Genomic DNA, 25,423 nt, shown 5'->3' on the forward strand with positions numbered 1-25,423 from the left:
CTCTAGACGGATTCCCGCCTGCTAAAATGGCGGCACAGCCAATAATCAAGGCTGGCAAAGCGCCCGGCCCCGCTGCAGAGCAGCGCCAACAACATAATGAAATAGGTTGCGGAGAATTCAATACCGTTCTTCAGGACAGTGATACTGCCCGCCTCGGATAACCATTGATAATTACCATGCTCCTTCAACAGCTCAACCGCCCTTTCCTTACGGGTAATGGCCTCATCAATCAAATCCTCGCGCCATTCCCAAGGAGCCACTAACGTCTTATCCGGCAGGGCCGACCAACCATTCTCCCAGTGCGCGGTGATCGCAGCCACTGCCATTACAAACATCAGTGGAATCGCCACCACGCGGGTAGCAAAGCCAAACAGAATGGCAATACCACCAAAGAATTCAATCAGCGCCGCTGCCCAAGCCATAAACATTGGCGCCGGCAGACCCAGGCCCCAGTCAGGATTGCCAAACCACGCAGCCACCTCATCAATACTGCCCATTTTGTTGAGCCCGGCCAAAATAAATATGGGTGCCAAGTAGATTCGTAACGCTAGAGGCCCAAGCCAGTCAATCTTGTGCACGAAATGCAAAAAGCAACCGTACCAGTTGCTCAGGGTATTCATCGCACCACTCATTATCATCACTCTCTTTGCTGTATTTGTTCACTTTAGTCGAGCGAATACGGCATCTCTTACAAGAGAGTCCCTGCCACAGCCAACTATGCTTGTTCCTTCAATGGCAATATGAGGACAGTTGGGTGAACACCTATGTACTTGTCCACGGTATGTTCCTCGGGGGCTGGTGCTGGGCCCGCGTAGTACAGCACCTGATAACCGCCGGGCACCGGGTTTTCACCCCCACGCAGACAGGTTTAGGTGAAAGACACCATTTGCTATCCCCATCCATAGGGATGGATACGTTTATCCAGGACCTGGTAAATGTGATTGAATTCGAGGATCTGGAACAGGTTATCCTGGTAGGCCACAGCTTTGGCGGCATGGCCGCTACTGGTGCCGCAGATGCCATGCCGCAACGTATTCGCCGCCTGGTCTACCTGGATGGCGCTATTCCACTACCCGGCCACGCTTTTGCTGAACAGCTGCCAGAAAAAATACGCTCCCGGCGGTTAGCCGCGGCAAAAGAGACTCAAGGTACTCGCTGCTTTATGCCGATGGACCCGAGGTTGATGGGGATTAAGAAGTCACAGGAGCTAAACTGGCTGCGTAGGCATATGACACCACACCCGGTAAAAACCTACCTGGACCCAATCCAACTGAGCCAAGCCCCGGCACAAGGGCCGCCTTGTACATATATTCGTTGCACCAAGCCTTATTACCCCCCTGCCAACATCAGTGGCGAACAGGCACGCAAAATCCCCGGGTGGCATTACCTTGAAATTGCCGAGAGCCATGGCTGTATCATCAATGCGGCGCAAACAGTCGCCAAACTATTGCAGAAAATCCCCTCCTAACCGCTGGGCGAAGAACAGATTTCACCGTAGAATAAGCGACCTTTTTGGCGACGGGTTACCTGTGCTGTACTTCCCTTTCAGCCCCCCACCTAGCCTTTAAGGCCATTTGGCAAAGCCGGTCAATTCGATAAAAACTGTATTGCCACAGTCTTCTGGTGGAATTGGCTGGTATCTCACAGTTATCCACAGGCACTATTCCAAGAAATCTGGTTCACCCATTGTTTAAGCTTTATCGACGCGCCATCTCCACCGAATTATCCCACCTGACTACGCTGGGGGGACCACTAGTGGTCAGTAACCTGGCGGTAGTGAGTATGGGGGTTGTGGATACTATTGTTGCCGGCCGCGCTGGTGAGGTGAACCTGGCGGGCTTGGCGCTCGGCTCCAGCATCTGGGCAGTATGCGCTGTAACCCTGATCGGTCTTCTTGCCGCAGTATCCCCAGCAGTTGCCCACCTACGCGGCGGAAGAGATGAAGAAGGCTGTGCCAAGCAACTGCACCAAGCCCTGTGGATTGCCCTTATTGGCGGGATACTCGTACTTCTCGCGCTGCTTGCGGTCCCAATATGGAGCCAGTGGATTGATACGGAAGAACCAGTTCGCCAAGTTTTAGAGGGCTATATTCTGGCTCTCACCGCCGGCACGCTACCATTTGCCCTGGGCACCGCACTGCGCGGTTACTGCGAGGGTATGGGGCAGGTGCGCCCGGTCATGCGCATCTATTTAGCTGCCGCCCTGCTTAATATTCCGCTGGATATCCTCTTTGTGTTTGGTGCTGGCCCCATTCCCGCCATGGGCGGTGCTGGTTGTGGTTGGGCCACCGCTGCAGTCAGCTGTCTTATTGCCCTGGCACTGTTCTGGCATGCAGGTAATGATCCGGTTTATCACTCCTTAAAGCTCAGGTTAATACCTGATAAACCCCATTGGCCAACCCTGCGTCATTTGCTCGCGGTAGGCCTGCCTGTGTGCGTGGGCGCTGCTGGCGAGGTAACATTCTTCGCAAGCTTGACAGTTTTACTGGCCCCCTATGGTGCAGCCATCGTAGCTGCCCACCAGATCAGCATGAATGTCGGCTCGATTTTTTACCTGGTGGCACTGGCACTAGCGCAAGCACTTAGCATTCGAACAGCGCATCTTCTCGGCCAGGACCGCCCAAAGCGGGCGATGTTTACTGGCAAAGTGGGCATCGGTACCGGTGTAATCTATGCCTTGGGGACCGGTTTGCTGTTAATTACTCTGCGCAGCCTGTTTGTACAAGCCTACACAGATAATGCGGAAATTATCGCTGTAGCCACAAACCTGCTGTTGCTCTGCGCCGCTTTCCAGTTGGTGGATGTCGCCCAAGCTATGACTTGGGGAGCACTTCGGGGTTACAAAGACACCAGGGTTCCCATGTATGTCCAACTGTTCTCCTACTGGTTGGTTGGCCTCCCCAGCGCCTACTGGCTGGGAGAAAATTTCTGGGGTGTTTACGGCTACTGGACCGGTGTGTGTATTGGCCTCGGAACCGCTTCAGTTTTACTGATACTACGATTTAGGCATACCAGCCGTGTAGCGATAGCACGCGCTAGATAGCCCCTGTAGTTGGCGATGTATCACATTCTCAGGGAACGCTTTGACTATACTGGCGCTCCAAGTCCCCAAGCGTGCTGAACACCAGCCAATAATCAGCACAGCCCGCCATACGAAGTTGACCGGAGTACCGAATGATTTTGCGCCTCTCCCTGACCAGGCCGCACCGCCTGCTTAGCCTCGCCCTATTTTTTACCTCGACCCAGGCCACAGCCCTGAGTGAGGGTGATAAGGGACAGGAGCAGGCCGTGCCCAAAGCGGAAAACTTACAGCTGGATCAGCCAGTTATCTCAGAGCTAGGCCCACCGACAGGAGCCAGTGATGACGACAACAGTACAGAAACTGTACCGGCAACTACAGGGAGTGAGAAAAGCGCGGAGCAGCAACCTCTGCCACAGGCAGAGAATCTGCAGCTGGATCAACCAATCGGCGAGCTCGAAGTTACCCCCACCACCAAGAAAGAGCCGGAAACCAACCCCTCTGCTCAGCCAGTATCCAAGGCAACCCCAAGCTCCCAGGGAAATATTTCCATAGAGGTAGAAAAGGCCAAACCCCTTCGCCTGCTCGGCGCCGAGGTACCTCCAGCCACCTCCACTCGCCTGGCTTGGTCACCCAGCCAGCATTTTGAGGGGGTTTACAGCCCTACTGCTGTACTCGTGGTCAATGGAGCAAAGCCCGGACCGGTACTCTGCCTTACCGCTGCGGTTCACGGAGATGAACTAAATGGTGTCGAAACAGTGCGCAGGGTTATGTATGACCTGGATGCTGAGCAGCTAAACGGTGCGGTTATTGGGGTACCTATTGTCAATTTACAGGGTTTCCACCGCAGCTCCCGCTATCTCACGGATCGCCGCGACCTCAACAGGCATTTTCCCGGTGATCCCAATGGCTCCTCCGCTTCTCGCATTGCAAATTCTTTTTTTCACGAAGTGATCACCCACTGTAATGCAGTGGTTGATCTGCACACAGGTTCCTTTTACCGCACCAACCTGCCCCAGTTACGCGGCGACCTGACCAATCCAAAAATTGTAAAAATGACCAAGGGCTTTGGCTCTACCGTGGTACTGCACAGTGCCGGGGCCAAGGGCACACTGCGCCGAGCAGCCGTGGAGGCGGGCATCCCCACAGTGACCCTGGAAGCCGGCGCACCCATGGTCCTGGATGAACGCTCTGTCAGCCACAGTGTGAAAGGCATTCGCACCCTGCTTAACCAGCTGGGAATGGTAAGTAAGTTCCGCCTGTGGGGGGATCCTGAGCCCGTGTATTACAACTCCACCTGGCAGCGGTCCTCCAATGGCGGCATTATTTTCAGTGAAGTTCAGCTGGGTGAGTTCGTACGCAAAGGAGACCTGCTAGGTACAGTCACCAACCCCATTACCAATGTGCGTACCGAGATACGTTCAGAGCACGACGGAAGAGTACTTGGTATGGCTCTGGACCAGGTAGTGCAGCCCGGATTCGCCGCCTACCATATCGGCATCCAGGCCCCTCAGGAGCAGATCAGCCAGCCTCAGGAAGTTGTCGCGGAAGGGCCTGCCAAGGAAAACACCCACAACAAAGCCAGCAAAGCTTCAGCAGCTGCCCCCTCTACTGAAAACCCAGCGAAGTTGCGGGGCGAAGAGGACTAAGCGCCGCTGACATTATCGATAATAGTGATACTTTCCTGCGCTATAGGCTCCGGCTGCAGGGTAATATGATCAATACCAAAGCGCTTGATCAGGGTCTCCCGCAAGCGCTCCAACACCGCCGGCCAAGCCTGCAGATCATCCACCACAATATGCGCCGAAAGAGAGATGGTACTGGAGTCCAGCCGCCAGATATGCAAGTCGTGTACTGAACGCACTCCGGTAACCTGCACGAGGGTCTCCCCCACTGTTGGCAGGCTCAGTTCACGCGGCACCCTTTCCATCAAAACATCTACAGCATCGCGCAGCAGGCGCACACATGAAATCAGAATCAGGAAGCAGATCAGCAGCGACAACAAAGGGTCAATCGGCACCCAGCCAGTGAAATAAATCACTGCCCCCGACGCTAAAGCTGCTATTGAGCCCAGCATATCTCCCATCACATGTAGCAGTGCGCCGCGAATATTGAGCGTGCGCTCCCCCCGTAACAATACCCAGGCCGCCAGGATATTGATCAATAGGCCTGCTGTAGCTATCAGCATCACGGTGCTACCGTGTACCGGCTGCGGGTTACGCAAGCGGTTGATGGCCATAAAGGAAATTCCCACGACAATCAGCAGCATAATCAGACCATTGGTCACTGCCGCCAGTACTTCCGCACGCCCCCAGCCAAAAGACAACTCACGGTCCGCAGGCTTCTTCGCCAGCACCGCGGCAATAGCTCCAAGCGCCAGGGCAAATGTATCTGTGAGCATGTGGGCGGCATCCCCGAGCAGAGCGAGGGAACCCGACAGCCATCCTCCGATGGCCTCAACAATTGAAAAGCTCAGTGTGAGAAGCAAGGCAATAACGAGTGGGCGCAATGCACCATTGCCGTTGCGGTGGTGGACGTGATCGTGCATAGACTCCCTCCCTATCAGTCCTCCAGACTATTTTTTAGTGCCGGGCCACAGCTACTTCCGACCCAACGTTATTCTCTCCCAGCCGGAATAATCCCTGCGACTTTCAACATCCCTATACCCCGCTGCAATAAAAATCTTCCGAACGGATTCCGCTTGCTGCCAACCATGCTCTACCAACAACCAGCCATCTTCATCCAGAAAATCTCCGGCTTGCTCAGCAATCAGCTCTATATCTGCCAGCCCCTCCCGTTTTGCCACCAGGGCCGAGCGCGGCTCAAAGCGTACATCCCCTTCTACTAAATGGGGGTCGGCGGCATCAATATATGGGGGATTGCTGACGATTAATGAAAAGTGCTGCGGTGGCAATTGTGCAAACCAATGACTCTCCAAAACCTGCACATTACCGAAGCCAAGCCGTTTACGATTACTCTCAGCCAGTGCCAGCGCCGCTGCAGATTTCTCCGCAGCCACAATTTGCCAGCCAGGTTTTTCAGAAGCTAACGCCAGTGCAATAGCTCCAGTACCGGTACCCAGGTCGAGCGCTCGCAGTGTGCTCTGAGGGCAAAGTGCCAGGGCTGTTTCCACCAGCAGCTCGGTATCAGGGCGGGGAATCAAGGTAGAGGCATCGACTTTTAAGGTGAGCGACCAGAACTCCCGCTCACCGGTTAAATGTGCAACCGGCTCGCCGTTTTTACGCCGCACAAGCAATACGTCAAACTCATACTGCTCGGCAGTAGTGAGTTCATATTCTGGCCATGTATAGAGCCAGGTGCGCTCACGGCCGAGAATATGTGCAAGCAGCACTTCTATATCGAGACGAGCCGACTCGCTATTAGTGAGTTCAACACTACGGGCGAGATTGCCCTTCACACTGCTCATAGGAAAACTCTACCCAATAACGTCACACTGAACTTCAACTACTGCCCCATAGCTGCCAGCTGGTCCGCCTGGTGCTCAGTGCGTAGCGGGCCAATCACCTCCTCCAGAGCACCCTGCATCACCTCATCGAGTTTGTATAAGGTCAGGCCAATACGGTGGTCAGTCACCCGCCCCTGGGGATAATTGTAAGTACGGATGCGTTCGGAGCGATCTCCGCTGCCAACCAGACTCCTGCGCGCATCAGAAATTTCCTGTGCGGCAGCGGCCTCTTGTTCACTGGAAAGCTTGGCCTGTAAAAGCGCCATCGCCTTGGCTTTGTTTTTATGCTGAGAGCGTTCGTCCTGGCACTCAACCACAATTCCGGTGGGCAAATGGGTCAGGCGCACAGCGGAGTCAGTTTTGTTTACATGCTGGCCACCGGCACCCGAGGCGCGATAGGTATCCACACGCAGGTCGGCCTTGTTTATTTCAATAGCATCGCGCTCATCGGGCTCAGGCATCACCGCCACTGTGCAGGCGGAGGTGTGAATACGCCCCTGGGATTCCGTTTCCGGAACTCGCTGCACACGGTGAGCACCGGACTCAAATTTCAGCTTGGCATACACATCTTCACCGGCCACTCTAGTGATAATCTCCTTGTAGCCTCCATGCTCGCCGGCATTCTCACTGACGATCTCAATACGCCAGCCCTGCTTCTCCGCGTAGCGCGAATACATGCGAAATAGATCACCAGAGAAAATTGCCGCCTCGTCGCCACCAGTGCCTGCACGAATTTCCAAAAAGACATTTTTGCGATCATTGGGGTCGCGGGGTAGCAGCAAAGTCTGCAACTCACGCTCCAGGGGTTCCACCTGGGCCTCGGCCTCGCGCAGCTCCTCCTGGGCCATTTCACGCATTTCCTGATCGCTCTCATCGAGCATCTCCTGCGCAGCTGCCATATCTTCTTTAAGCTGTTTATAGCGGCCATAACATTTGACCACTTCTTCCAGCTCGGAGTATTCCCGCGATAACTCGCGGAACTGATCCTGGTCGGAAATCACACTGGCATCACCTAGCAGCGCCGACACTTCCTCGTGACGTTCCTGCAAGTTTTCCAGTTTATTCAGTAGCGATTCTTTCATCTGTGTTTTTTCTCTGATTCGATATCGGCAAGGTCATCCAACCCAACCACTTCGCGGGCAATGCGCAGCCGCTCCAGGTCGCCTTCAGCTGTCGCTTTTTTGAGGCTGATCGTAGGCGCATGGATTAATTTATTTGTCAGTGAGCGGGCCAACTGCTCCATCAGGCGGCGAGGATCCTCACCCTTATCCAGTTGCAAGAGTACCCTTTCTAATTCAGTACCGCTGATTTGCTGTGCACGCTGTCGATAGCTGCGGATGGTATCCACTGCACCAAGCGCCCGACTCTCTTTAGAGAATTCTGCCGCGGCGACTTCAATAATTTCTCTCGCCGCCTCTGCCGCCCTCTCTCGAGAGCGCATGCCCTCATCAATCACTCCGCGCAAGTCATCTACGGTGTAGAGGTATACATCATCGAGTTCACCAACCTGGGGCTCTATATCCCGCGGTACCGCTATATCCACCATAAACATCGGGCTGTGACGACGCTTGCGCAAAGCCGACTCCACTGCTCCCTTACCCAAAATTGGCAGTTGGCTGGCAGTAGAGCTAATTACAATATCCGCGCGGGCAAGATGTTCGGGAATATCGGCAAGCAGAATCGCTTCAGCACCAAAATTCTCTGCCAGCAACTGCGCACGACTGAGGGTACGGTTGGCCACAATGAGTTGTTTGATGCCCTGATCCAGTAAATGACGCGCAACCAGCTCTACTGTCTCGCCCGCACCAATCAAAAGTGCGGTTTGCTTTTTCAGATCGGTAAAAATGCGTGAAGCGAGAGAAACGGCAGCATAGGCCACAGACACCGGGTTTTCGCCGATAGCCGTTTCGGTACGAACTTTCTTTGCCACAGTGAACACGCGCTGAAATACCCGGTGCAGCTCACTACCCACACTGCCAGACTCCCTCGCCACAGCATAAGCAGACTTGATCTGGCCAAGGATTTGCGGTTCGCCCAGAACTAGTGAGTCAAGGCCGCAGGCAACACTCATCATGTGGCGAACCGCCGCTTCCCCAGTGTGGGCATAGCTGCAGCCCCTCAGTTGTTCGAGCGGTATCTGGTGGTATTCTGCCAACCACCGCAACAGAGGCTCCGCCTCCAGGTTCCCGTAGATTTCGGTGCGGTTGCAAGTGGATAGAATCGCAAGCTCCCGGCAGTCGAGCGCTTTGCGCGCATCCCCCAGGGCACCGGGCATCACCTCGGGCGCAAAGGCGACCCGTTCGCGCACCTCTATCGGTGCACTATCGTGGTTGATCCCCAGGGTAAGAATTGGCATAGAGTTCCGTCGGCTATAAATCTAGGAGTACATCATCCGTATAGGGGGCGCATTTTCACGGGCCGCCGCTTTGCTTGCAAGGTCGGGAGACGGTTTAATTGCGCGCTGATTTGACTTAGCGGACCGGGACCCAGCGTCCAGAAGCGGATTCGCGACTAGAATTATATGGCGATAATCGTTTAAAACACGCCACTCGTATACAGCTTACGCGCCGCAGCAACGTATGGACACGATCTATGCTCCCACCCCGACAGCCCGATTCAAATCATAATGCCTCGGCCACCCTGCTTCTGACCATCTGCCTGCTGCTGGCAGCCTGTGTCCAGGTTCAGCCCCGAGAGGCAGCTACTGATGCCAAATCACCACCAGTGGCTCAGAACCTAAAAGAGGATGGCGCCGACGCCTCCCCAGAGAGCGAACCCCGTGCTTTTCCTATCGATACCTTCTACACACTTCTGGTGGCTGAAGTTGCCGGTATTCGTGAACAGTATGATGTAGCACTGGCCAACTACTACCACCAGGCAGAAGTTACCAAGGACGCCGGCGTCGCCGAACGAGCCACACGTATCGCCCGTTTCCTGAATGCCCGTCAGGCTGCCCTGCGCTCAGCACAGCTTTGGGTTGAGCTGGAACCAGACAATGCCGATGCCCAATTGGCGCTCACTGCTGAGCTAACTCTTGCAGGAGAACTCTCAGAGGCCATGGTCCACGCGGAGCAGGCTCTAAAATTGGGAGGCAAAGCACCGCTGCAATCCCTCGCCGCCACAGCCATTGGCCGTGAAAAGCTCGACGATCAGATACGCGCAGAATTTGCCAGGCTGGCGCGGGCGCACCCAAACAACGACGAAGTGGCACTGGCCCATGCAATGGTGCTACGCGCTACCGAGCAATACAACCAGGCACTAGTAGTAGTGCGCCGTATCCAGGAGAGTCATCCAGACCAACTGGATGCTCCACTGTTACAGAGCCATCTGCTGGTGGACCTGGGCAAGCGGCGTGAAGCCATTGAGCTCCTGGAAAAACTGGTCAGCGTGCACCCCAATGAGACTCGCCTGCGCCTCCAATATGCGCGCCTGCTAATACGCGAAGACCTTGCACTGGCGCGCCAGCAATTCGCCGAGCTGGTCAAACAACGACCTGAAGACGGCAACCTAATCTTGTCACTGGCCCTGATTCAATACGAAACCAATCAGCTGGATTTGGCCAAACCACTGCTCGATAAACTTCTGGAGCTGGAACAACACGAATCAGCAGCACATTTTTATCTTGGCGGCCTGGCCGAAAAGCGAGGAGAGATTGCCACTGCCGTGAAACACTTCCGCCAAGTGGAGCCCGGCAACGATTATGTGGAAGCCATTACCAAAGGCACAAAGCTGCTCGCAACCAGTGGCAAGCATGATGAAAATGAAAAGTGGTTTACCAAACTTCGCCAACAACACCCTCGACAGGAAGAACATTTTTTCCTGATGGAGGTCGAATTGTTGCGAAAAAATGATGAACCACTAAAAGCCCTGGAGCGGGTTGAGCAGGGTCTAAAAGTAATGAGTGGCAGTGGTCGTTTGATGTACACGCGTGCACTTCTCAACGACCAACTTGGCAATGCCACTGCCTTCGAGCATGACCTGCGCAACTTGCTGGAGCGCGACCCGGAAAATGCCACTGTACTCAATGCCCTGGGCTACAAACTGATTGATGATGATGCCCGCCTCCAGGAGGCTTTTGAGCTGATCAGTAAAGCGCTGAAACTGGAACCCGAAGATCCAGCCATTATCGACAGCATGGGTTGGGTCCAGTACCGTCTCGGTAATTTTTCTGCTGCGGAAAAGTATTTACGTCAGGCTATGGACAAACTACCCGATCACGAGATTGCTGCGCACCTGGGAGAAGTGCTCTGGGTACAGGGCGATCGTGAAGGAGCTTTAAAAATCTGGAGGGATGGAATGAAGCTCAACCCCCAGAGCAAAATTATTCCGGCCGCAATGAAGCGTTTACAAATTAAAGAAACACTGGAACAGCATGCATCTGACAACTGAAACCACCGTTACACGAAAGTTCTATTTTTTACTGGTGGCCACCCTCGCTCTATTGGTGTCAGCCTGTGCAGGGCAAAAAGCCAAGGAACAACCGGCAGCCGATACCCCACAAGAAACTGCAACACCCACATCGGTGGCACAGCTTAAGCAGTGGACGATTAAGGGCAAGCTCGGGGTGCGCTCGCCGGCCGATAATGGCAGCGCCAACCTGACATGGCAGCAAAGCGGTGCGCAAAACTTTCGTATTCACCTGAGTGGCCCGCTTGGTGCCGGCACTACAGTCATTTCCGGCTCCGCAGGCGGCGTCAGCTTGGTGCGCGGTGATGAGGCTCCGGTTGTCGCGCGCAACGCAGCCCAACTCACTGAGCAAACCCTGGGTTGGCCACTGCCCGCCAGTGAAATGTTTTACTGGGTACGAGGTCTGCCTGCTCCCGGGCCCAGGGGTGCAGAAAGACACAATGATCAGGGACTGTTGCAAAGCCTGCAGCAATCTGGCTGGACCCTCAGCTTTAGCGACTATCGTCAAAATGGGCCTTTCACCCTGCCCACCCGCATCAAGGCACAAACCAACGCCGCCGCCGGACCCGTGAATGTAACCCTGGTTATCAAGGACTGGGGTTTTTAAATGCCGAAACCTCAGCATGCGGGTATCATGGGCCAAACAAAGCTAACCGACCCAACCACCACGCATGCTGAAGTTACCCGCCCCCGCAAAACTGAACCTGACCCTGCGTATTCTTGGCCGACGTGCCGACGGCTATCACGAGTTGCAAACCCTTTTCCAATTACTCGACTACGGTGACGAACTGGAGTTTTCTGCACGCGCTGATGATGTCATCAGCGTAGATGCCGGTGAACTCGATGTAGCCGAGCGGGACAACCTGGTTTACCGGGCTGCCCTGCTTCTTCGAAAGGAAGCCAAGCTTGCCGGTGAAAAATTGCCTGGTGCACATATTCGTCTGATTAAAAAACTACCGCACGGTGGGGGTATCGGCGGGGGCAGTAGTGACGCAGCCACTACTTTATTGGGCCTTAATCATCTTTGGCGCTGCAACCTGCCTATGGATACCCTGGCCGAGTTGGGCCGCCAACTCGGTGCCGACATTCCACTTTTTGTCCGCGGACATACTGCCTGGGCCGAAGGCGTTGGGGAAAAATTAACTCCTGTTATCACTGAAAAACGCCACTACTTGGTGGTGTCTCCTGGTTGCGAAGTGAGCACTGCAAAAATTTTTCACGATTCGCGTTTGACAAGAGATTCTGTCGCAATTACATTAGCGGCCCTTCGCGAGGGGCAGCTCACAGAAACGCCGCTCAGCAGTGAAAAACTGGAAGCTTTTTCCGGTAATGACTGCCAGGCACTGGTTGAGAGTCTCTACCCTGAAGTTCGCGATGCCAGAGAGTGGCTAGAGCAATTTGCACCAGCTCAACTCACAGGCACTGGAAGCTGTGTCTTCACCGCCTTCCAAACTGAGCAAGCAGCCAAATCGGCACTTGCCAGGCTACCGCGAAAATGGCAGGGTTTTATAGCAAATGGTATCCAGGTTTCACCTGTACACCAGAAGCTCGCGAAATTAACCTCAAGAGATTGAGGAAAAATACTGGGGCGTAGCCAAGCGGTAAGGCAGCGGGTTTTGATCCCGTCATGCGAAGGTTCGAATCCTTCCGCCCCAGCCATTTTCTTTTGTATGCTGTGGCGCAAGCAAAAACCGGTTCCGACATGTCTCAGTCGACACTGACCCAGCCGGCCCGGGCCATCCGCATAGGGCTGAGAGCAGCCTCCCCCCAATTTTACAGAGATGTCACAGGCAAGCTTTTTGGCAAACACCTTTCGACAACCTGGAGGCTCCCCAAAGCTAAGAGCAATCACCTGGATGACCAGGGCAAGCCAGCAATCTACTCCAACTTTGCTTCGCTCCCCCCTGCATTCCCGAGTATAAAAATGATGCTATCGCATCCCAACTTCTAGCGGAAAATGCGGGCATCTACACTTCAATTCACATCAAGACAGAATCAAAGGAACTCGCAGTGGCTGACTTAATGGTCTTTACCGGCAACGCAAACCCGGAACTGGCACAGAAAATTGTCGACCATATGGCGATCCCCCTGGGCGAAGCTGCGGTTAAGCGCTTCTCCGACGGTGAGATTGCAGTTGAAATTACCGATAACGTACGCGGTCGCGACGTTTTCGTTGTGCAGTCCACCTGCCAACCCACCAACCGCAACCTGATGGAGCTGATCCTTCTGGTAGATGCCCTGCGCCGCGCCTCTGCTGGTCGCGTTACCGCCGTAGTACCTTACTTCGGATATGCCCGCCAGGATCGCCGCGTAAGATCCCAGCGTGTACCTATTTCCGCAAAAGTAGTTGCCGATATGATGGTGAGCGTGGGCATCGACCGCGTACTGACTGTCGACCTGCACGCTGAACAGATCCAGGGCTTCTTCGATGTGCCCGTAGATAACGTATATGGCTCTTCTGTACTGCTCGACGATATCGAGCGCCAGAAGTACCAGAACCTGGTAGTAGTATCCCCGGATATCGGCGGTGTGGTGCGCGCTCGCGCAGTAGCCAAGAGCCTCGACTGTGAGCTGGCTATCATCGACAAACGTCGCCCGGCTGCTAACGTCGCAGAAGTGATGAACATCATCGGTGAAGTCAGCGGCCGCACCTGCCTGCTGGTAGATGACATGGTCGATACCGCCGGCACCCTGTGCAATGCCGCCAACGCCCTGAAAGAACATGGTGCGGAGAAGGTAGTTGCCTACTGTACCCACCCGGTATTGTCCGGTAACGCCATCAGTAACCTGAACAACTCCGTACTGGACGAGCTGGTAGTGACCGACTCCATCCCCCTGGGGGACAAGATGGAGAAGGCCCCGAAGATTCGCCAGCTGACCCTGTCCGCAATGCTGGCCGAATCCATGCGTCGCATCAGCAATGAAGAATCCCTCTCCGCGATGTTCCGTTAAGACCGGAATGGGAATGCATACCAAATAAACACAGAGTGTCCCGCTATGCGGGGCACTTTGCCTTTGGCTCTGATTCCCGTAGAATACGCGCCCGCCCGGCACCGCCGGGCGATTACTTTTGGGCCCAACAGCCCAATTTACACAAACGCCAGAGCGGTCCGGTCGCAGGTCTCTCTGGACAGACAACCCGAGGTTTAACCCATGTCTGATATCAAACTGAACGCCATTGCCCGCAGCGATGAAGGGAAAGGTGCGAGCCGCCGCCTGCGTCGCCTGGAAGGCCGTGTACCCGGCATCGTTTACGGTGGTGAAGCTGAGCCGCAATCCGTATCCCTGCTGCAAAAAGACCTGTTCAAGGCCCTGGAAAATGAAGCATTCTTCTCTTCCATGCTGACCGTGGACATCGATGGTAAAGAAGAGAAAGTGATCCTGCGCGATCTGCAGCGCCACCCCGCCAAGCAGCTGCTTCTGCACATCGATTTCCAGCGCGTTTCTGCCAGCACCAAAGTACACGTTAAAGTGCCTCTGCACTTCCTTAACGAAGACACCAGCAAAGGCGTTAAAGCCGGCGGTATCGTTTCCCATACCCTGACCGAGCTGGAAGTGAATGCTCCTGCTGGCAAGCTGCCTGAGTTCATTGAGGTGGACCTGGCAGACCTGGAGCTGGATGGCATCCTGCATATCTCCGACCTGAAACTGCCAGAAGGCGTTGAGTCTGCAGACCTGAGCCACGGCGAAGACCACAACCTGGTTGTAGCGTCTATCCACAAGCCTCGCGGCGCCGTTGAAGCTGACGCTGAAGCCGAAGCTGGCGAAGGCGAAGAGTAATCGCCTTGGCTGCGGCACCGGATACCCCGATCCAGTTGATTGTCGGCCTGGGAAACCCCGGGCCGGAATACGATCGGACACGGCACAACGCCGGTGCTGATTTTGTTGTCGAGCTGGCCCGCCAACATGGCACCCAGCTCAGCCAGGACAGCAAATACCACGGCCTCACAGGCCGTGTGCGGATCGGCAGCCGGGAAATCCGGTTGCTGATCCCCACCACCTATATGAATCGCAGCGGCCAGTCTGTCGGCCCATTGGCGAACTTTTTCAAAATTCCCCCGGAAGCCATACTGGTCGCTCACGATGAGCTGGACCTCGCCCCCGGTATCGCGCGCCTGAAAGCCGGCGGCGGTCACGGCGGACACAATGGCCTGAGGGATATCATTGCCGCACTGGGCAACAACCGAAACTTTATGCGCTTGCGACTCGGCATCGGCCACCCTGGCAGTTCGAGCGAAGTGTCCCGGTTTGTACTCCAGCGAGCTCCCAGAGCGGAACAGGAAACACTGGCTGATGCCATCGATCGCTCGATCGACGTACTGCCCACCGCCGCCACTGGCGACTGGGGCTCAGCCATGAAAACGCTGCACACCGCCAAATAGATCCCCCCGGGTAGCTTGCCTTTTGCCCCGGAAATCTCGATAGTGTGCTGCGCCAAATTGCCGGTATTTTCCCGACTGGCCCGGATCATTCAGCGGCCGCGCTACCCAGCCTGCCCAGACTTCCGCCAGCGCAATCACTACCGGACTTCAAACGCAATTAGCAGAGTGCGCGCTTCGCGCCTCAGGCAAACGGAAAAATATCACCATGGGTTTTACTTGCGGTATAGTCGGCCTGCCTAACGTGGGCAAATCCACCTTATTTAACGCACTGACCAAGGCGGGCATCGATGCAGAGAACTTCCCTTTCTGTACCATCGAGCCCAATGCCGGCGTAGTGCCGGTACCAGACACCCGCCTCGACAAGCTGGCGGAAATCGTTAAGCCACAGAAAGTTATTCCGACCACGATGGAGTTCACGGACATCGCCGGGCTGGTTGCGGGCGCCTCCAAGGGCGAAGGCCTGGGCAATAAGTTTCTCGCCAATATCCGCGAGACCGATGCCATCGCCCACGTTGTACGCTGCTTTGAAGATGACAACGTAATCCACGTGGCCAATCAGGTGCACCCTGTTGCTGACATCGAGGTGATCAACACCGAACTGGCCCTCGCCGACCTGGATACCGTTGAAAAAGCTCTGCAGCGCTTTACCCGCGCGGCTAAAGGCCAGGACAAGCACGCTATCAAGATGAAAGCGCTGCTGGAGAAAATCCAGCCGCACCTGGATGAAGCCAAACCACTGCGCTCCTTCGGCCTTTCCGAGGATGAGCTGGCAGACCTGCGCGAGCTGAGCTTGCTCACCGTTAAGCCAACCATGTATATCGCCAACGTGCACGAAGACGGCTTCGAGAATAATCCACACCTGGATGCCGTTGCTGCCATCGCCGCCGAAGAGAATGCGGTACTGGTGCCAATCTGTAACAAGCTTGAAGCGGAAATTGCCGAGCTGGATGACGATGAGAGACAGGAATTCCTGGAAGAACTGGGTATGGAAGAACCCGGGCTGAACCGTGTTATCCGCGCCGGCTACCAACTGCTGGGCCTGCATACCTACTTCACCGCCGGTGTAAAAGAGGTGCGCGCCTGGACCATTCCGCTGGGAGCTACCGCGCCGAATGCGGCGGGCAAGATCCATACTGACTTCGAAAAGGGCTTTATCCGCGCGGAAGTGGTCAGCTATAGCGATTTTATCAACAACAATGGTGAGGCTGGCGCAAAGGAATCCGGCAAATGGAGACTGGAAGGCAAAGATTACATTGTTGCCGATGGTGACGTGATCCACTTCCGTTTTAACGTCTAATACCCTCTCCCTTTTTCGCCTCCCCCCAGAGGGGAGGCTTTTCCCATCAGCGTAGAAGCAATGGCGCAATCAAACTGGAAAGTGGGCCTGCCCCTGACCCTGGTCACCATATTTATGTGGGCGACGCTGCCCATCGCCCTCAAAGGGCTCCTCGGGCATATCAGCCCTGGTACCGCCACCTGGTATCGCTTTGCCGGTGCAGCTCTGCTCGCAGGGCTCTATTACGGCCAGGCGCGCGCACTAAACTTGCGACCACTATTTAGCCGCATACTCCTGCCATTCACACTGCTGGCTGTAATCGGCCTCCTGGTAAACTATCTCGCCTATGCCAGCGGGCTGAATTACATCACCCCTGGTGCCGCTCAGATGGTTATCCAATTGGCGCCCCTGCTTCTGCTTATCTCCAGCGTGCTCTGGCTGGGGGAAAGTTTTTCCCTTCGCCAATGGGGTGGTGTAGCTCTGGTGGTGATCGGCCTGCTACTGTTTTTCAACCAGCGCCTGGAAGAACTCACCAGTGGTGCGGGTGGAGACTATCTGCTCGGGCTTGGTTATATCCTGATTGCCGCTGTCACCTGGGCTGTGTACGGTTTCTTCCAGAAGAAAATCTTGAGCAGGGCAACACCTCAGGACCTACTGGTAGTGATTTATATCGCAGGCACCCTGTGCTTCCTGCCAATGGCCGATCCAATGAAGGTTTCCCACCTCGGCTGGCTGGAGTGGGCCCTGCTCGCCTTCCTTACTGCAAACACCCTGATCGCATACGGCGCCTTCAGTAAAGCCCTGGCAAATTGGGAGGCATCCAGTGTCAGCGCTACCTTGTCATTAGTGCCAGTGATCACCCTGTTGCTCAGTACGCTGATCAGTAGTATCTGGCCGGACTATATTGCTGTTGAGCCTCTGAACTGGATCAGCTGGGCTGGCGCCGTTGCCGTAGTAGCGGGTTCGGCATTTGCCGCTATCAGTTCCGGGCGCCACCCCAGCAAGCCCCTGGGTTCAGATAAAAAAAATCGCTAACTAACTGAAAAGAATACAAAAAAGGTGTTGACACACCCAGCCCATCGATTAATAATGCGCGCCCTCGGTAAGGCCGAGGCAACAAAAGAAATGGCAAGGTAGCTCAGCCGGTTAGAGCGCAGCACTCATAATGCTGAGGTCGGGAGTTCGAGTCTCCCCCTTGCTACCATTTCAAACCACAGAGACTATTCTTTGTGGGTCTTGAAACTGGGGCGTAGCCAAGCGGTAAGGCAGCGGGTTTTGATCCCGTCATGCGAAGGTTCGAATCCTTCCGCCCCAGCCATCTTCCAAAATTTATTCTTCAGGCCCAGTCCAGGGCAGTAACCCAAAAACTAGCGTGCTGATTTCAGAGTACAGCTCCATTCGCCTCTATCTAGCTAGAACAGTAACTACTTAAGACCCTGTACAAGCACTGGGTCGGTATCCACTGAACCACGCTCACCCACCAGATCCTGACAGCCAGCCGATAGCTGCCTGTTCTGTTCCCGGCGCAACCCCAGAGCCCGCAAACACTCAAAACCCGCCAGGCAGATCAGTAATGCCAACAGCACCAGCCAACCACCATAACCGCGCATAGCCTCTTCCTCAGACATACAGGTCCACCCAAGCTGTACCACACACAGGAAGGCCACAATCAGAAGCGTGGGCTTACGCCCAATCAGGCCAACCACAAAGACACCCAGGGGGGCGCCCAGAGCCACCACCGGCGCCGCTGCCAGCCAATTGCCAAATACACCCGGCTGCCAGTCTCCGACCAAAGACTTCACCAGTACCCCGAGCACAGAGCAAAACGCCATAATCACTACCGAAGTAGGGATAGCCACCTTGAGGTCTACGCGACTCAACAGCACCAGAGCTGCATAGACCAACATATCCACACCCACACCAGTGACTGCCACAACACTGAAACCTGCAAAGGCCCCCAATAACAAGCCCACCCGAAAATCTGTTGGGCACTGAGGGTCGCCCGCATGCTCACAGTCGGTGATCTCGCTAAGTCGGTACAAGTGAAATATTCCGAAACTGCCCCAAAGCACGGCGAAAGACAGTTTTACCCACAGCTCGGGAATCAGTGGTGCAAACAGCAGAATTCCTGCGGGTGTTGTCAGGAGTGCCCCCAATAGGGCTCCGCGCAACATGGACCATGCCAATTGCTGCTGCCGGCAAAGAATGAAGAGGCTCGCACTGACCATACCAATGGATTGCACAGCAAAGCTGAAATCACGACCGTGGCTGGCCGGCATATCAAACAGCAGCACCAAGACAGGAAACCCCACGGTACCGCCACCCATCGGCGTAGAGCCAGCCGCATAACTGCCAATCGCCATGGCCAATGCCATAGACCAGTTTTCCAGGGCCAATGTCAGATTGTCCCCTTGGACAATCAGAAACAGCCACACCCCGTAGAAAACCGCCAACCAAGCAAACCAGTAGCGGAGGGAAAGCCGCGCTAGGTATTTCATCTTATTATTCGCGAGCTAAAACGTCAGAGGGCGCTAATAGTGGTACGACAAGGAGAAGGGATCAAGGCGGGATACAGAATGCTGATAACTACATCCCGAAAATCTGACGACTATAGGCCGCCCGACAACCACAGCTGCCGGGCGGAACAGGATCAGTTCAGACGCTTCCGGCGAATCAGGCTTTGAACCTGCATGGAGGACATCATAGAAGCGTAGATAGCCGGCAAAGCACCGCGCTTACGCAACTCAAGGAAGTCCTCATCAGACAGATTGTTCAGCTTCTCCTCATCAACCACGAAGAAACCAGTCAGATCGTAAGGCTTATCATCTTCGCTCACACGCAAAGTCAGTTTTTTCTGGGTCAACAGGTCTTTAGACACCAGGAACTCAATAAACGACTCGGTAACCGCTACACGCTGGGCAGTTTCAATCACTGCCTGGGCACGGTTTTTCAGGTAGTCAGTCTGCTCACCTTCACCATCAAACAACGGCTCACCTTCAGACTCACTCAGCATATTGGAATCTTCATCGATACAGAGAACCGCCTGATCGGCATTTTCCGGATTTTTCACCAGCACGAACGGGTAGGTGCGAACCTGCAAAGGAACATAGCTGCCATTCCAACCTTCAGAGCCGGAGAACAGGTTCTCCCCCGGACGCAGACCAGTTAAGGCAACCACTTTAAACTGCTCAGTATTCTGATCTTTCACAAACAGGATCGGGTAGCTCTGGGCCGCCTGAACAATCTCTTGAACTACCAAAGGCAGAATGTGGTTGCCGCTGACATGGTCAAAAGTAATGTCTTGGGTGAGTTTCAGGTTGGCATGTGCCTTTTTATCCAAAGCTTTAATCTGTGCCATAAGTACAACTCCTAGCTACTTTTATAGTTACTTAATTTTCAGAGATACCCTAACGTACCACTTTATCGGCGCACTAACGATGACAAACGCTTTCCCGCCGTCGCCGGAAACCAAAGCCAGCATTAAACAGGTAAGCGAGCCAACAGGCAAACAAAGCCTGTTGTAAATGCCTTAAAGCAAAAACTAATCGATTATAGAGACTGTTTTCAAGACAGCAGTGCCAATAGTGGCTTCAGACCCCCATAGAAACGGGAAATAGCCAATAATGGCACCTTCTGATAAAAGCCCCTGTTGCAGGCACCTTCAAAATCTATGACGCACAGTATCCACAACAGCAAGGGGCTCCCTTAAATACATGGGAGGAACCTGACCGTCGAACGGAATCGATAATCGCGAGCCAGCTCATATCAGGGAGGAATTAAAGCTTAACCCTAAGCTCGTTCAGCGCTCTCTCGAGCACTTCGTCCTTATCAGAGCGCACCGTATCCAGCGTACTCTCAACCAGGATATCCGGCTTAATACCATAGCCAACAAACTCCCTGCCATCGGGGAAGGTATCCCGCTTGGTACACACCCTGAAAGTACCACCTCCTGGGAGGTCCACGAACATAGGTTGCCCCGTGCTGCCATAAGTTGGCTCACCCACAGTAGTAAAATGTTCGAGAGAATCTGCATATACCAGGAAGTCCTCAGCTGCTGAAACGGTATTTCGGCCGATCAACACATAGGTTGGCACTATGTGGTTACTATCCAATTTGGGCTCAACTATATCCCCGGAGTCTTCACCAAACTCCCATATAGTGCCTTCTGCATAGGGGCGATACTTCTCTAATTGCTCGAACTGATTGGCAAATGATCCCCAAGCTTTATAAGCCGCAATATGTTTGGGGGTTTTCCAAACAGAACCCTGTAAAATACGATCAGCCAAGTAAGAGATTATCTCTCCGGCATAAGCAGAGTTACCTCCATTATTAAAGCGCAGATCAATAATCAACCCTTTGGACTTAACAATCTCATCGTGGTGAGATTTAAACTGATCAACAACCTCCTGTTTCTCAAAAGTATTTAAAGCTACATAGGCTATATCATCATCAAGCCACTTAAGCTCAAATGGCTCGCCATTCGACTGAGGTTGTGTAATAGAGATGTAATCAATCTTCCTCCCACGCGCATCCCGTTTAACCTGAACCTCTTTCACTTTGCCGTCTGGAGTCTCAATAGTGAATTCTGCCGTGGTATCCGGTTTACCATCCAAGGCATCCCGAACCGCAGTACTCCAGAGAATATGCTGGGTCGAGCTGGCAATATAAGGCATTACCTGCTCCTTTAAATAGGTTTGAAGATCCTGCCCATTTACCGAAACGACAACAGAGCCAAGTGGAATCACGGACTCCACCCCCTTCTCGACCCCCGTAACTATTGCTTGATGGCCAGCTTCGGCCAAGCGAACAGCAGGCCAATCCAGGTACTTGGCTGACATACCTTTAGGGTAATAAATATTGGTATGGCCATCTTGCAGGAGTGCATTAAGCCGCTTTAGCTCACGATAATACTCATAAGTGTTTTCTGTAGCCAAAACCCGCGGAATAAATTCCTGATACCTTGCATCAAAGTCCAGTTCAGGAACCTGATCGAAGAAAGCGAAGTTATAGCTAACCTCTTTCCAGTAGAGAGATAAACCATACAGTTTTTCTGCATCGGATAAATTTTCTGTTACCTCATTAACGTTATCTGCGTATACAGAGCTGGTGGTGGTAACAGCAATTGAAAAGGCCAGAGCAATCTTTTTAAGCACAATAAAAACCCTAAATTTATTAGGGTTCCCATTTTATACATTTAGAAAAGTTGGTAAATGTAGACTAACTTAACAAGGCAACAATTTGTCGAAACCAGTGGTATGAAATGATCTTATTTGCCTCCTATTTATCCTTATCTGTTATTTATAACCTCTGGAAATCAGCGCTAGTACTTCTTTCACCACCATTTCGGGCTCATCATTTTGAGGATAGTGATAGCTCTTCTCAGTCAAAACAGCTTTACCCCGTGGAAACGCTTTGGCCCAATTTGAATGTAACTCCCCCCACCTATCCCGGGCCTCATCAGTAAAGAAAAGAAGAGGAGGGTTATCATACTTTTTAATGGAGGCAATTACTGTGACGGGTATATCGGGGATTTGTGGATAATCAGGTAAAGGGCGTTTAGACCAAAAGTCCAGGTACTGATTCGACATGCCGTTCTTCATATCATCCAGTTTTACCTGAGCAATTTGCTCTTCGGCCAACTCCAAATTCAGCGATCGCATAATATCCACATCATGCTCGGAAGAAGGCTCTATCAGCATCAACGCTGCCATTCTTTCAGGATACCGTGCGGCAAAAGTTCGGGCTACATGAGCACCATAGGAGTGCGCAATATAAGTAACTTTCTCTTTAACCCCCAAAGCCGCCAATAAAGCCCTGGCCCCTTGAGCATAATCCTCAGAGCTAAAATGCTTCTTAATGGCCGTTGATTTTCCGTTGCCCACACGAGAATAACGTATTACTCGTGCATGCTTCGCCAAGTCATCATAGATGGAATCCCAATCCTGCATCCCGGCCGAACCCCCGGCTTCGAGAAACAAGGTGGCCTCACCAGAGCCTTTGATCTCATATTCAATATGATATTCACCAACAGAGATTGTCTCTGAATTCACAAATGTACTTAGCGGCAGAGTAAATATCATTATTAAGAGAGCTACACGCATATAGAATTCCTATTTATTAAAATTCCCGACCTAGAATTAGTAGGGAGCTGCTAAGTTGCAGCCACCCCCTGCCCCAGGCGCGCTTCATTGCCTGGTCCAGGTTGCTCCGGCACTAGTTGGGCCAAACCAAGAGAGACCAGGGCCATCAAAGATCCGGCAAAGAACACCATAGCAGGAGAGGTCAGCCAGAGCAGGCCGAATAGAACCGGAATAATAACCGCTGCAACGTGATTAATAGTGAAACTAACACCCGCAGATGCGGCGATATCACGCTCATCCACAATCTTTTGGAAGTAAGTTTTGATTGCAATGGCCATAGAGAAGAACAGATGATCAATAATATAGAGCGCCGCAGCTACTATCGCACTCTCCACTAAAGCATAACCGGCAAAAACCAGTATCAAGCCGATATATTCCAAAGTAAGGATACGGCGCTCTCCAAACCTTACGATAAACTGACCGATTTTTGGCGCGATATATAAATTGAGCAGGTGGTTTACTGTATAGAGCGCAGCAATTTCGCCAACACTATAACCAAATTTTTCCACCATTAGAAAACCGGCAAAGACAATAAAGATTTGTCGTCGCGCGCCGCTCATCATCGTTAACGCATAATAAAGCCAGTAGCGCTTACGTAGCACTAATTGCTTGCGCTGACTATGGGGTTGAGGAAACTGCGGGAAAAGTACCCAGGCAGCCAAAGCAATAAGAACAGTGATGCCACCGCCGATCATATAAACCCACGAGTAGTCTAAACCGGCAAAATCCATCAGACACCAAACCAGACCATAGGCTAGAAGCGCTGCAAATGAACCTGCAGCGGCCATACGCCCCATCCAGATTGCCGAAGTCTTCTTTGGAAACCACTGCAAAGCCAGAGAGGTTTGCAGGGTTTCATAGAAATGAAAGCCGATCGACATCAATAATGTCGTGAGTAATAAACCTGTGAGAGATGGAAAAAAACCGGTCAGCATCACGCCAATCCCGGTCGCTACAAGTGAGAGAAGTGCTAAGCGCTGCTCCCGGATAAGTAGCAATACAAATATCACTGTAAACGCCAGGAACCCGGGTATTTCCCTGACACTCTGTAACAGGCCAATATCAGCTCCGGTAAATGAAGCCTTGGCTATCACAAAGTTATTAAGGAGAGTATTCCAGACAGAAAAAGACAGTGGCATTGAGGCTGCAAGGACTAACAGCAGAATTTCCGGTCGACGGAGGCATTGTAACATGGCGGGACTCCTACAATAAGGGCAGCAATATACGCTATACCACGTTGACGTGTAAATTGAGGGTAATATGACTGCCAGGTACCGAAAAACCGCCTGTTAATTCTACTCAGCTGTAAAGACAAGACTCCTCTCAATTGAGCCCCACAAACTCAACAAGAACTCGCCAAATGGAACTCTGGAACTTTAGTCTCTCCTCGTGAATATAATTGGGTGTACCGATTATATTCCTGACATCTAACTGGCTGTTTGAAACCGCTCTTCTGCGAAATATCGATTTTGTAAACCTTTATAAATGAGCACCAATTATCACCTATGCTTTGACCAGGACTCAGCTCACATATATTTCCATGCTAGGGTATAAACACATAAATTCTCCTTGACGGCTTAATCACTGGAACTGGCATATGAATATCTACCCAAAACTTCATACGCTGTCACTAAAAATCGCTATCTGCGCCATTTATTTCTTATCTACTCCATTAACTTCTGAGGTACAAGAAAATAAACTGCCAGACGGGCTCAAGTTAAATGAGTGGAAAGTACCCTGGCAGGGGCTGCCCAGAGACCCCCATGTGGATAACAAACAGCAAGTTTGGTTCTGTGGGCAGGCCGGCAACTATATCGGTCGATTTACCCCATCCGATCAGCAATTTAAAAAATTCGAGGTTCCTGAAGGAACACACCCTCATAATCTGATAGTGGATAAACAGGGTATGATCTGGTATGCAGGCAACCGCAATGCTCACATTGGGCGTATGAATGCAGAGACAGGTAAAATCACTCAATACGCAATGCCTAAAGGCGTAAATGATCCACATACACTGGTTTTCAACCATGATGGCAACATCTGGTTTACAGCCCAGCAGAGCAACCGCATAGGCATATTGGATGTCAATAGTGGAGAAGTGAAAATAGCCACACCTCAAACGGCCAACGCACGTCCTTACGGAATCAAGGTAGATTCACAAAATCGCCCCTGGGTTGCCCTATTTGGTACGAATAAATTAGCTTGGGTAGACCCTAAAACCATGGCGGTAAACGAAATCTCAATTCCCCGGCCGAACGCTCGGCCTCGTAGGCTGGAAATCGATACCTCCGACAATATCTGGTATGTAGACTATCCAGAAGGCTATCTTGGCAGATATACGCCCAGCACAAAAGAATTCAAGGAGTGGAAGCTCCCCACTGAAAACCCTCGCCCCTACGGAACCGCAATGGATAACAAAGGCCGGCTATGGGTAGCAGACACCGGCGATATTCCTAACATCATCTTTGCTTTTGATATAGAAACACAAAAATTTGTCAGCCAAACTACCGTACCCAGTGGGGGAAACATTCGATATATGTATTTCGACAACAAAGATGGAAGCTTTTGGTTTGGTGTCGATGCTGGGTTCTTGGATCAGGGAATACCAAAAAACTGAGCCAGTTCTAAGTTTAAAAAATATTAATCCCTTAACCAAGGGACCCTCTGTTGGTCAAAATAATTTTTTGAAAGTAGTTAAGCTCAAACTTTACTACCCTATCCAGTTATTTTATCT

Annotated in this window: 22 protein-coding genes and 3 tRNA genes; 15 read left to right on the forward strand and 10 right to left on the reverse strand. The window is 52.7% G+C overall.

Annotation, left to right across the window (positions count from 1 at the left end; genetic code table 11):
• Window positions 1–2: 2 nt before the first annotated feature.
• Window positions 3–632, reverse strand: a complete 630-nt coding sequence (locus tag ACJJJB_RS14365; protein WP_020412561.1) for an HvfX family Cu-binding RiPP maturation protein — start codon at window positions 630–632, stop codon at window positions 3–5.
• A 122-nt stretch (window positions 633–754) separates the two neighbouring features.
• On the opposite strand from ACJJJB_RS14365, the gene ACJJJB_RS14370 reads away from it, so the two are divergent.
• The 3 genes from ACJJJB_RS14370 (at window position 755) to ACJJJB_RS14380 (ending at window position 4,667) form a co-directional block, all read left to right on the forward strand.
• Window positions 755–1,468 carry an alpha/beta fold hydrolase gene (locus ACJJJB_RS14370; RefSeq protein WP_445365076.1) on the forward strand — a complete coding sequence of 238 codons (714 nt, stop codon included), beginning with the start codon at window positions 755–757 and terminating at the stop codon, window positions 1,466–1,468.
• A 218-nt stretch (window positions 1,469–1,686) separates the two neighbouring features.
• A complete protein-coding gene (locus tag ACJJJB_RS14375; RefSeq protein WP_353376018.1) occupies window positions 1,687–3,042 on the forward strand; it encodes an MATE family efflux transporter in 1,356 nt (451 codons plus the stop codon).
• A 131-nt stretch (window positions 3,043–3,173) separates the two neighbouring features.
• Window positions 3,174–4,667 (forward strand): succinylglutamate desuccinylase/aspartoacylase family protein, encoded by a 1,494-nt coding sequence (locus ACJJJB_RS14380; RefSeq protein ID WP_444946250.1) that lies wholly within the window; start codon window positions 3,174–3,176, stop codon window positions 4,665–4,667.
• Here ACJJJB_RS14380 and ACJJJB_RS14385 read toward each other — a convergent pair.
• Genes ACJJJB_RS14385 through hemA form a run of 4 tightly spaced genes read right to left on the reverse strand, consistent with a single transcriptional unit; the run spans window position 4,664 to window position 8,840 of the window.
• Complete coding sequence (locus ACJJJB_RS14385) at window positions 4,664–5,566, reverse strand: cation diffusion facilitator family transporter (protein ID WP_020412557.1); 903 nt, start codon at window positions 5,564–5,566, stop codon at window positions 4,664–4,666. The genes ACJJJB_RS14380 and ACJJJB_RS14385 overlap by 4 nt on opposite strands.
• A 51-nt stretch (window positions 5,567–5,617) precedes the next feature.
• Entirely contained in the window at window positions 5,618–6,445 is an 828-nt protein-coding gene (gene prmC, locus ACJJJB_RS14390) for a peptide chain release factor N(5)-glutamine methyltransferase (protein WP_020412556.1), read from the reverse strand.
• 38 nt (window positions 6,446–6,483) lie between these two features.
• Complete coding sequence (gene prfA / locus ACJJJB_RS14395) at window positions 6,484–7,566, reverse strand: peptide chain release factor 1 (protein WP_020412555.1); 1,083 nt, start codon at window positions 7,564–7,566, stop codon at window positions 6,484–6,486.
• Complete coding sequence (gene hemA, locus ACJJJB_RS14400) at window positions 7,563–8,840, reverse strand: glutamyl-tRNA reductase (protein WP_020412554.1); 1,278 nt, start codon at window positions 8,838–8,840, stop codon at window positions 7,563–7,565. Before hemA ends, prfA begins: the two co-directional genes overlap by 4 nt.
• A 236-nt stretch (window positions 8,841–9,076) precedes the next feature.
• Here hemA and ACJJJB_RS14405 point away from each other — a divergent pair, with 236 nt between their 5' ends.
• The 11 genes from ACJJJB_RS14405 (at window position 9,077) to ACJJJB_RS14455 (ending at window position 17,867) form a co-directional block, all read left to right on the forward strand.
• Window positions 9,077–10,873, forward strand: a complete 1,797-nt coding sequence (locus ACJJJB_RS14405) for a tetratricopeptide repeat protein (RefSeq protein ID WP_020412553.1) — start codon at window positions 9,077–9,079, stop codon at window positions 10,871–10,873.
• On the forward strand, window positions 10,857–11,498 hold the full coding sequence (gene lolB, locus ACJJJB_RS14410; RefSeq protein ID WP_282952621.1) for a lipoprotein insertase outer membrane protein LolB: 642 nt from the start codon (window positions 10,857–10,859) through the stop codon (window positions 11,496–11,498). The genes ACJJJB_RS14405 and lolB overlap by 17 nt, the downstream gene beginning before the upstream one ends.
• Before the next feature lie 64 nt (window positions 11,499–11,562).
• Window positions 11,563–12,465 carry a 4-(cytidine 5'-diphospho)-2-C-methyl-D-erythritol kinase gene (ispE, locus tag ACJJJB_RS14415; RefSeq protein ID WP_444946245.1) on the forward strand — a complete coding sequence of 301 codons (903 nt, stop codon included), beginning with the start codon at window positions 11,563–11,565 and terminating at the stop codon, window positions 12,463–12,465.
• Window positions 12,466–12,475: 10 nt separating this feature from the next.
• Window positions 12,476–12,550, forward strand: a tRNA-Gln gene (locus ACJJJB_RS14420).
• Window positions 12,551–12,913: 363 nt separating this feature from the next.
• Window positions 12,914–13,843, forward strand: coding sequence for a ribose-phosphate pyrophosphokinase (locus ACJJJB_RS14425; protein WP_040628500.1), 930 nt, complete (start codon window positions 12,914–12,916; stop codon window positions 13,841–13,843).
• A gap of 201 nt (window positions 13,844–14,044) precedes the next feature.
• Window positions 14,045–14,671, forward strand: coding sequence for a 50S ribosomal protein L25/general stress protein Ctc (locus ACJJJB_RS14430; protein ID WP_020412549.1), 627 nt, complete (start codon window positions 14,045–14,047; stop codon window positions 14,669–14,671).
• Window positions 14,672–14,676: 5 nt separating this feature from the next.
• Window positions 14,677–15,273: an aminoacyl-tRNA hydrolase gene (gene pth, locus ACJJJB_RS14435; protein WP_282952619.1), complete on the forward strand. Its 597-nt coding sequence runs from the start codon at window positions 14,677–14,679 to the stop codon at window positions 15,271–15,273.
• Between the two features lie 205 nt (window positions 15,274–15,478).
• On the forward strand, window positions 15,479–16,570 hold the full coding sequence (ychF, locus tag ACJJJB_RS14440) for a redox-regulated ATPase YchF (RefSeq protein ID WP_020412547.1): 1,092 nt from the start codon (window positions 15,479–15,481) through the stop codon (window positions 16,568–16,570).
• A gap of 60 nt (window positions 16,571–16,630) precedes the next feature.
• Complete coding sequence (locus ACJJJB_RS14445) at window positions 16,631–17,584, forward strand: DMT family transporter (protein ID WP_020412546.1); 954 nt, start codon at window positions 16,631–16,633, stop codon at window positions 17,582–17,584.
• 92 nt (window positions 17,585–17,676) lie between these two features.
• Window positions 17,677–17,753 (forward strand) — tRNA-Met (locus tag ACJJJB_RS14450).
• A 39-nt stretch (window positions 17,754–17,792) separates the two neighbouring features.
• A tRNA-Gln gene (locus tag ACJJJB_RS14455) sits at window positions 17,793–17,867 on the forward strand.
• Window positions 17,868–17,973: 106 nt separating this feature from the next.
• Here the strand turns inward: ACJJJB_RS14455 and ACJJJB_RS14460 are convergent.
• From ACJJJB_RS14460 to ACJJJB_RS14480, 5 genes are all read right to left on the reverse strand, one after another.
• The gene (locus tag ACJJJB_RS14460) at window positions 17,974–19,047 is read right to left on the reverse strand and encodes a sulfite exporter TauE/SafE family protein (protein WP_353376012.1); all 1,074 of its coding nucleotides are present in this window, start codon (window positions 19,045–19,047) and stop codon (window positions 17,974–17,976) included.
• Between the two features lie 152 nt (window positions 19,048–19,199).
• Complete coding sequence (locus ACJJJB_RS14465) at window positions 19,200–19,907, reverse strand: SapC family protein (protein ID WP_020412544.1); 708 nt, start codon at window positions 19,905–19,907, stop codon at window positions 19,200–19,202.
• A 418-nt stretch (window positions 19,908–20,325) separates the two neighbouring features.
• Window positions 20,326–21,702: a S41 family peptidase gene (locus tag ACJJJB_RS14470; protein WP_020412543.1), complete on the reverse strand. Its 1,377-nt coding sequence runs from the start codon at window positions 21,700–21,702 to the stop codon at window positions 20,326–20,328.
• A 141-nt stretch (window positions 21,703–21,843) separates the two neighbouring features.
• On the reverse strand, window positions 21,844–22,650 hold the full coding sequence (locus ACJJJB_RS14475) for an alpha/beta fold hydrolase (RefSeq protein WP_020412542.1): 807 nt from the start codon (window positions 22,648–22,650) through the stop codon (window positions 21,844–21,846).
• A gap of 50 nt (window positions 22,651–22,700) precedes the next feature.
• Complete coding sequence (locus ACJJJB_RS14480) at window positions 22,701–23,882, reverse strand: MFS transporter (RefSeq protein ID WP_444946243.1); 1,182 nt, start codon at window positions 23,880–23,882, stop codon at window positions 22,701–22,703.
• A gap of 404 nt (window positions 23,883–24,286) precedes the next feature.
• On the opposite strand from ACJJJB_RS14480, the gene ACJJJB_RS14485 reads away from it, so the two are divergent.
• Window positions 24,287–25,306 carry a Vgb family protein gene (locus ACJJJB_RS14485; protein ID WP_444946242.1) on the forward strand — a complete coding sequence of 340 codons (1,020 nt, stop codon included), beginning with the start codon at window positions 24,287–24,289 and terminating at the stop codon, window positions 25,304–25,306.
• The last annotated feature ends 117 nt before the right edge of the window (window positions 25,307–25,423 follow it).

The organism is Microbulbifer variabilis (genome assembly GCF_052468405.1).

Bases quoted from the DNA above. Each gene is read 5' to 3' on its own strand.
- ACJJJB_RS14365 (WP_020412561.1), bottom strand. From the start codon at position 632: ATGAGTGGTGCGATGAATACCCTGAGCAACTGGTACGGTTGCTTTTTG.
- ACJJJB_RS14380 (WP_444946250.1), top strand. From the start codon at position 3,174: ATGATTTTGCGCCTCTCCCTGACCAGGCCGCACCGCCTGCTTAGCCTC.
- ACJJJB_RS14385 (WP_020412557.1), bottom strand. From the start codon at position 5,566: ATGCACGATCACGTCCACCACCGCAACGGCAATGGTGCATTGCGCCCA.
- prmC (WP_020412556.1), bottom strand. From the start codon at position 6,445: ATGAGCAGTGTGAAGGGCAATCTCGCCCGTAGTGTTGAACTCACTAAT.
- prfA (WP_020412555.1), bottom strand. From the start codon at position 7,566: ATGAAAGAATCGCTACTGAATAAACTGGAAAACTTGCAGGAACGTCAC.
- hemA (WP_020412554.1), bottom strand. From the start codon at position 8,840: ATGCCAATTCTTACCCTGGGGATCAACCACGATAGTGCACCGATAGAG.
- ACJJJB_RS14405 (WP_020412553.1), top strand. From the start codon at position 9,077: ATGCTCCCACCCCGACAGCCCGATTCAAATCATAATGCCTCGGCCACC.
- lolB (WP_282952621.1), top strand. From the start codon at position 10,857: ATGCATCTGACAACTGAAACCACCGTTACACGAAAGTTCTATTTTTTA.
- ispE (WP_444946245.1), top strand. From the start codon at position 11,563: ATGCTGAAGTTACCCGCCCCCGCAAAACTGAACCTGACCCTGCGTATT.
- ACJJJB_RS14425 (WP_040628500.1), top strand. From the start codon at position 12,914: ATGGTCTTTACCGGCAACGCAAACCCGGAACTGGCACAGAAAATTGTC.
- ACJJJB_RS14430 (WP_020412549.1), top strand. From the start codon at position 14,045: ATGTCTGATATCAAACTGAACGCCATTGCCCGCAGCGATGAAGGGAAA.
- ychF (WP_020412547.1), top strand. From the start codon at position 15,479: ATGGGTTTTACTTGCGGTATAGTCGGCCTGCCTAACGTGGGCAAATCC.
- ACJJJB_RS14445 (WP_020412546.1), top strand. From the start codon at position 16,631: ATGGCGCAATCAAACTGGAAAGTGGGCCTGCCCCTGACCCTGGTCACC.
- ACJJJB_RS14460 (WP_353376012.1), bottom strand. From the start codon at position 19,047: ATGAAATACCTAGCGCGGCTTTCCCTCCGCTACTGGTTTGCTTGGTTG.
- ACJJJB_RS14465 (WP_020412544.1), bottom strand. From the start codon at position 19,907: ATGGCACAGATTAAAGCTTTGGATAAAAAGGCACATGCCAACCTGAAA.
- ACJJJB_RS14475 (WP_020412542.1), bottom strand. From the start codon at position 22,650: ATGCGTGTAGCTCTCTTAATAATGATATTTACTCTGCCGCTAAGTACA.
- ACJJJB_RS14480 (WP_444946243.1), bottom strand. From the start codon at position 23,882: ATGTTACAATGCCTCCGTCGACCGGAAATTCTGCTGTTAGTCCTTGCA.
- ACJJJB_RS14485 (WP_444946242.1), top strand. From the start codon at position 24,287: ATGAATATCTACCCAAAACTTCATACGCTGTCACTAAAAATCGCTATC.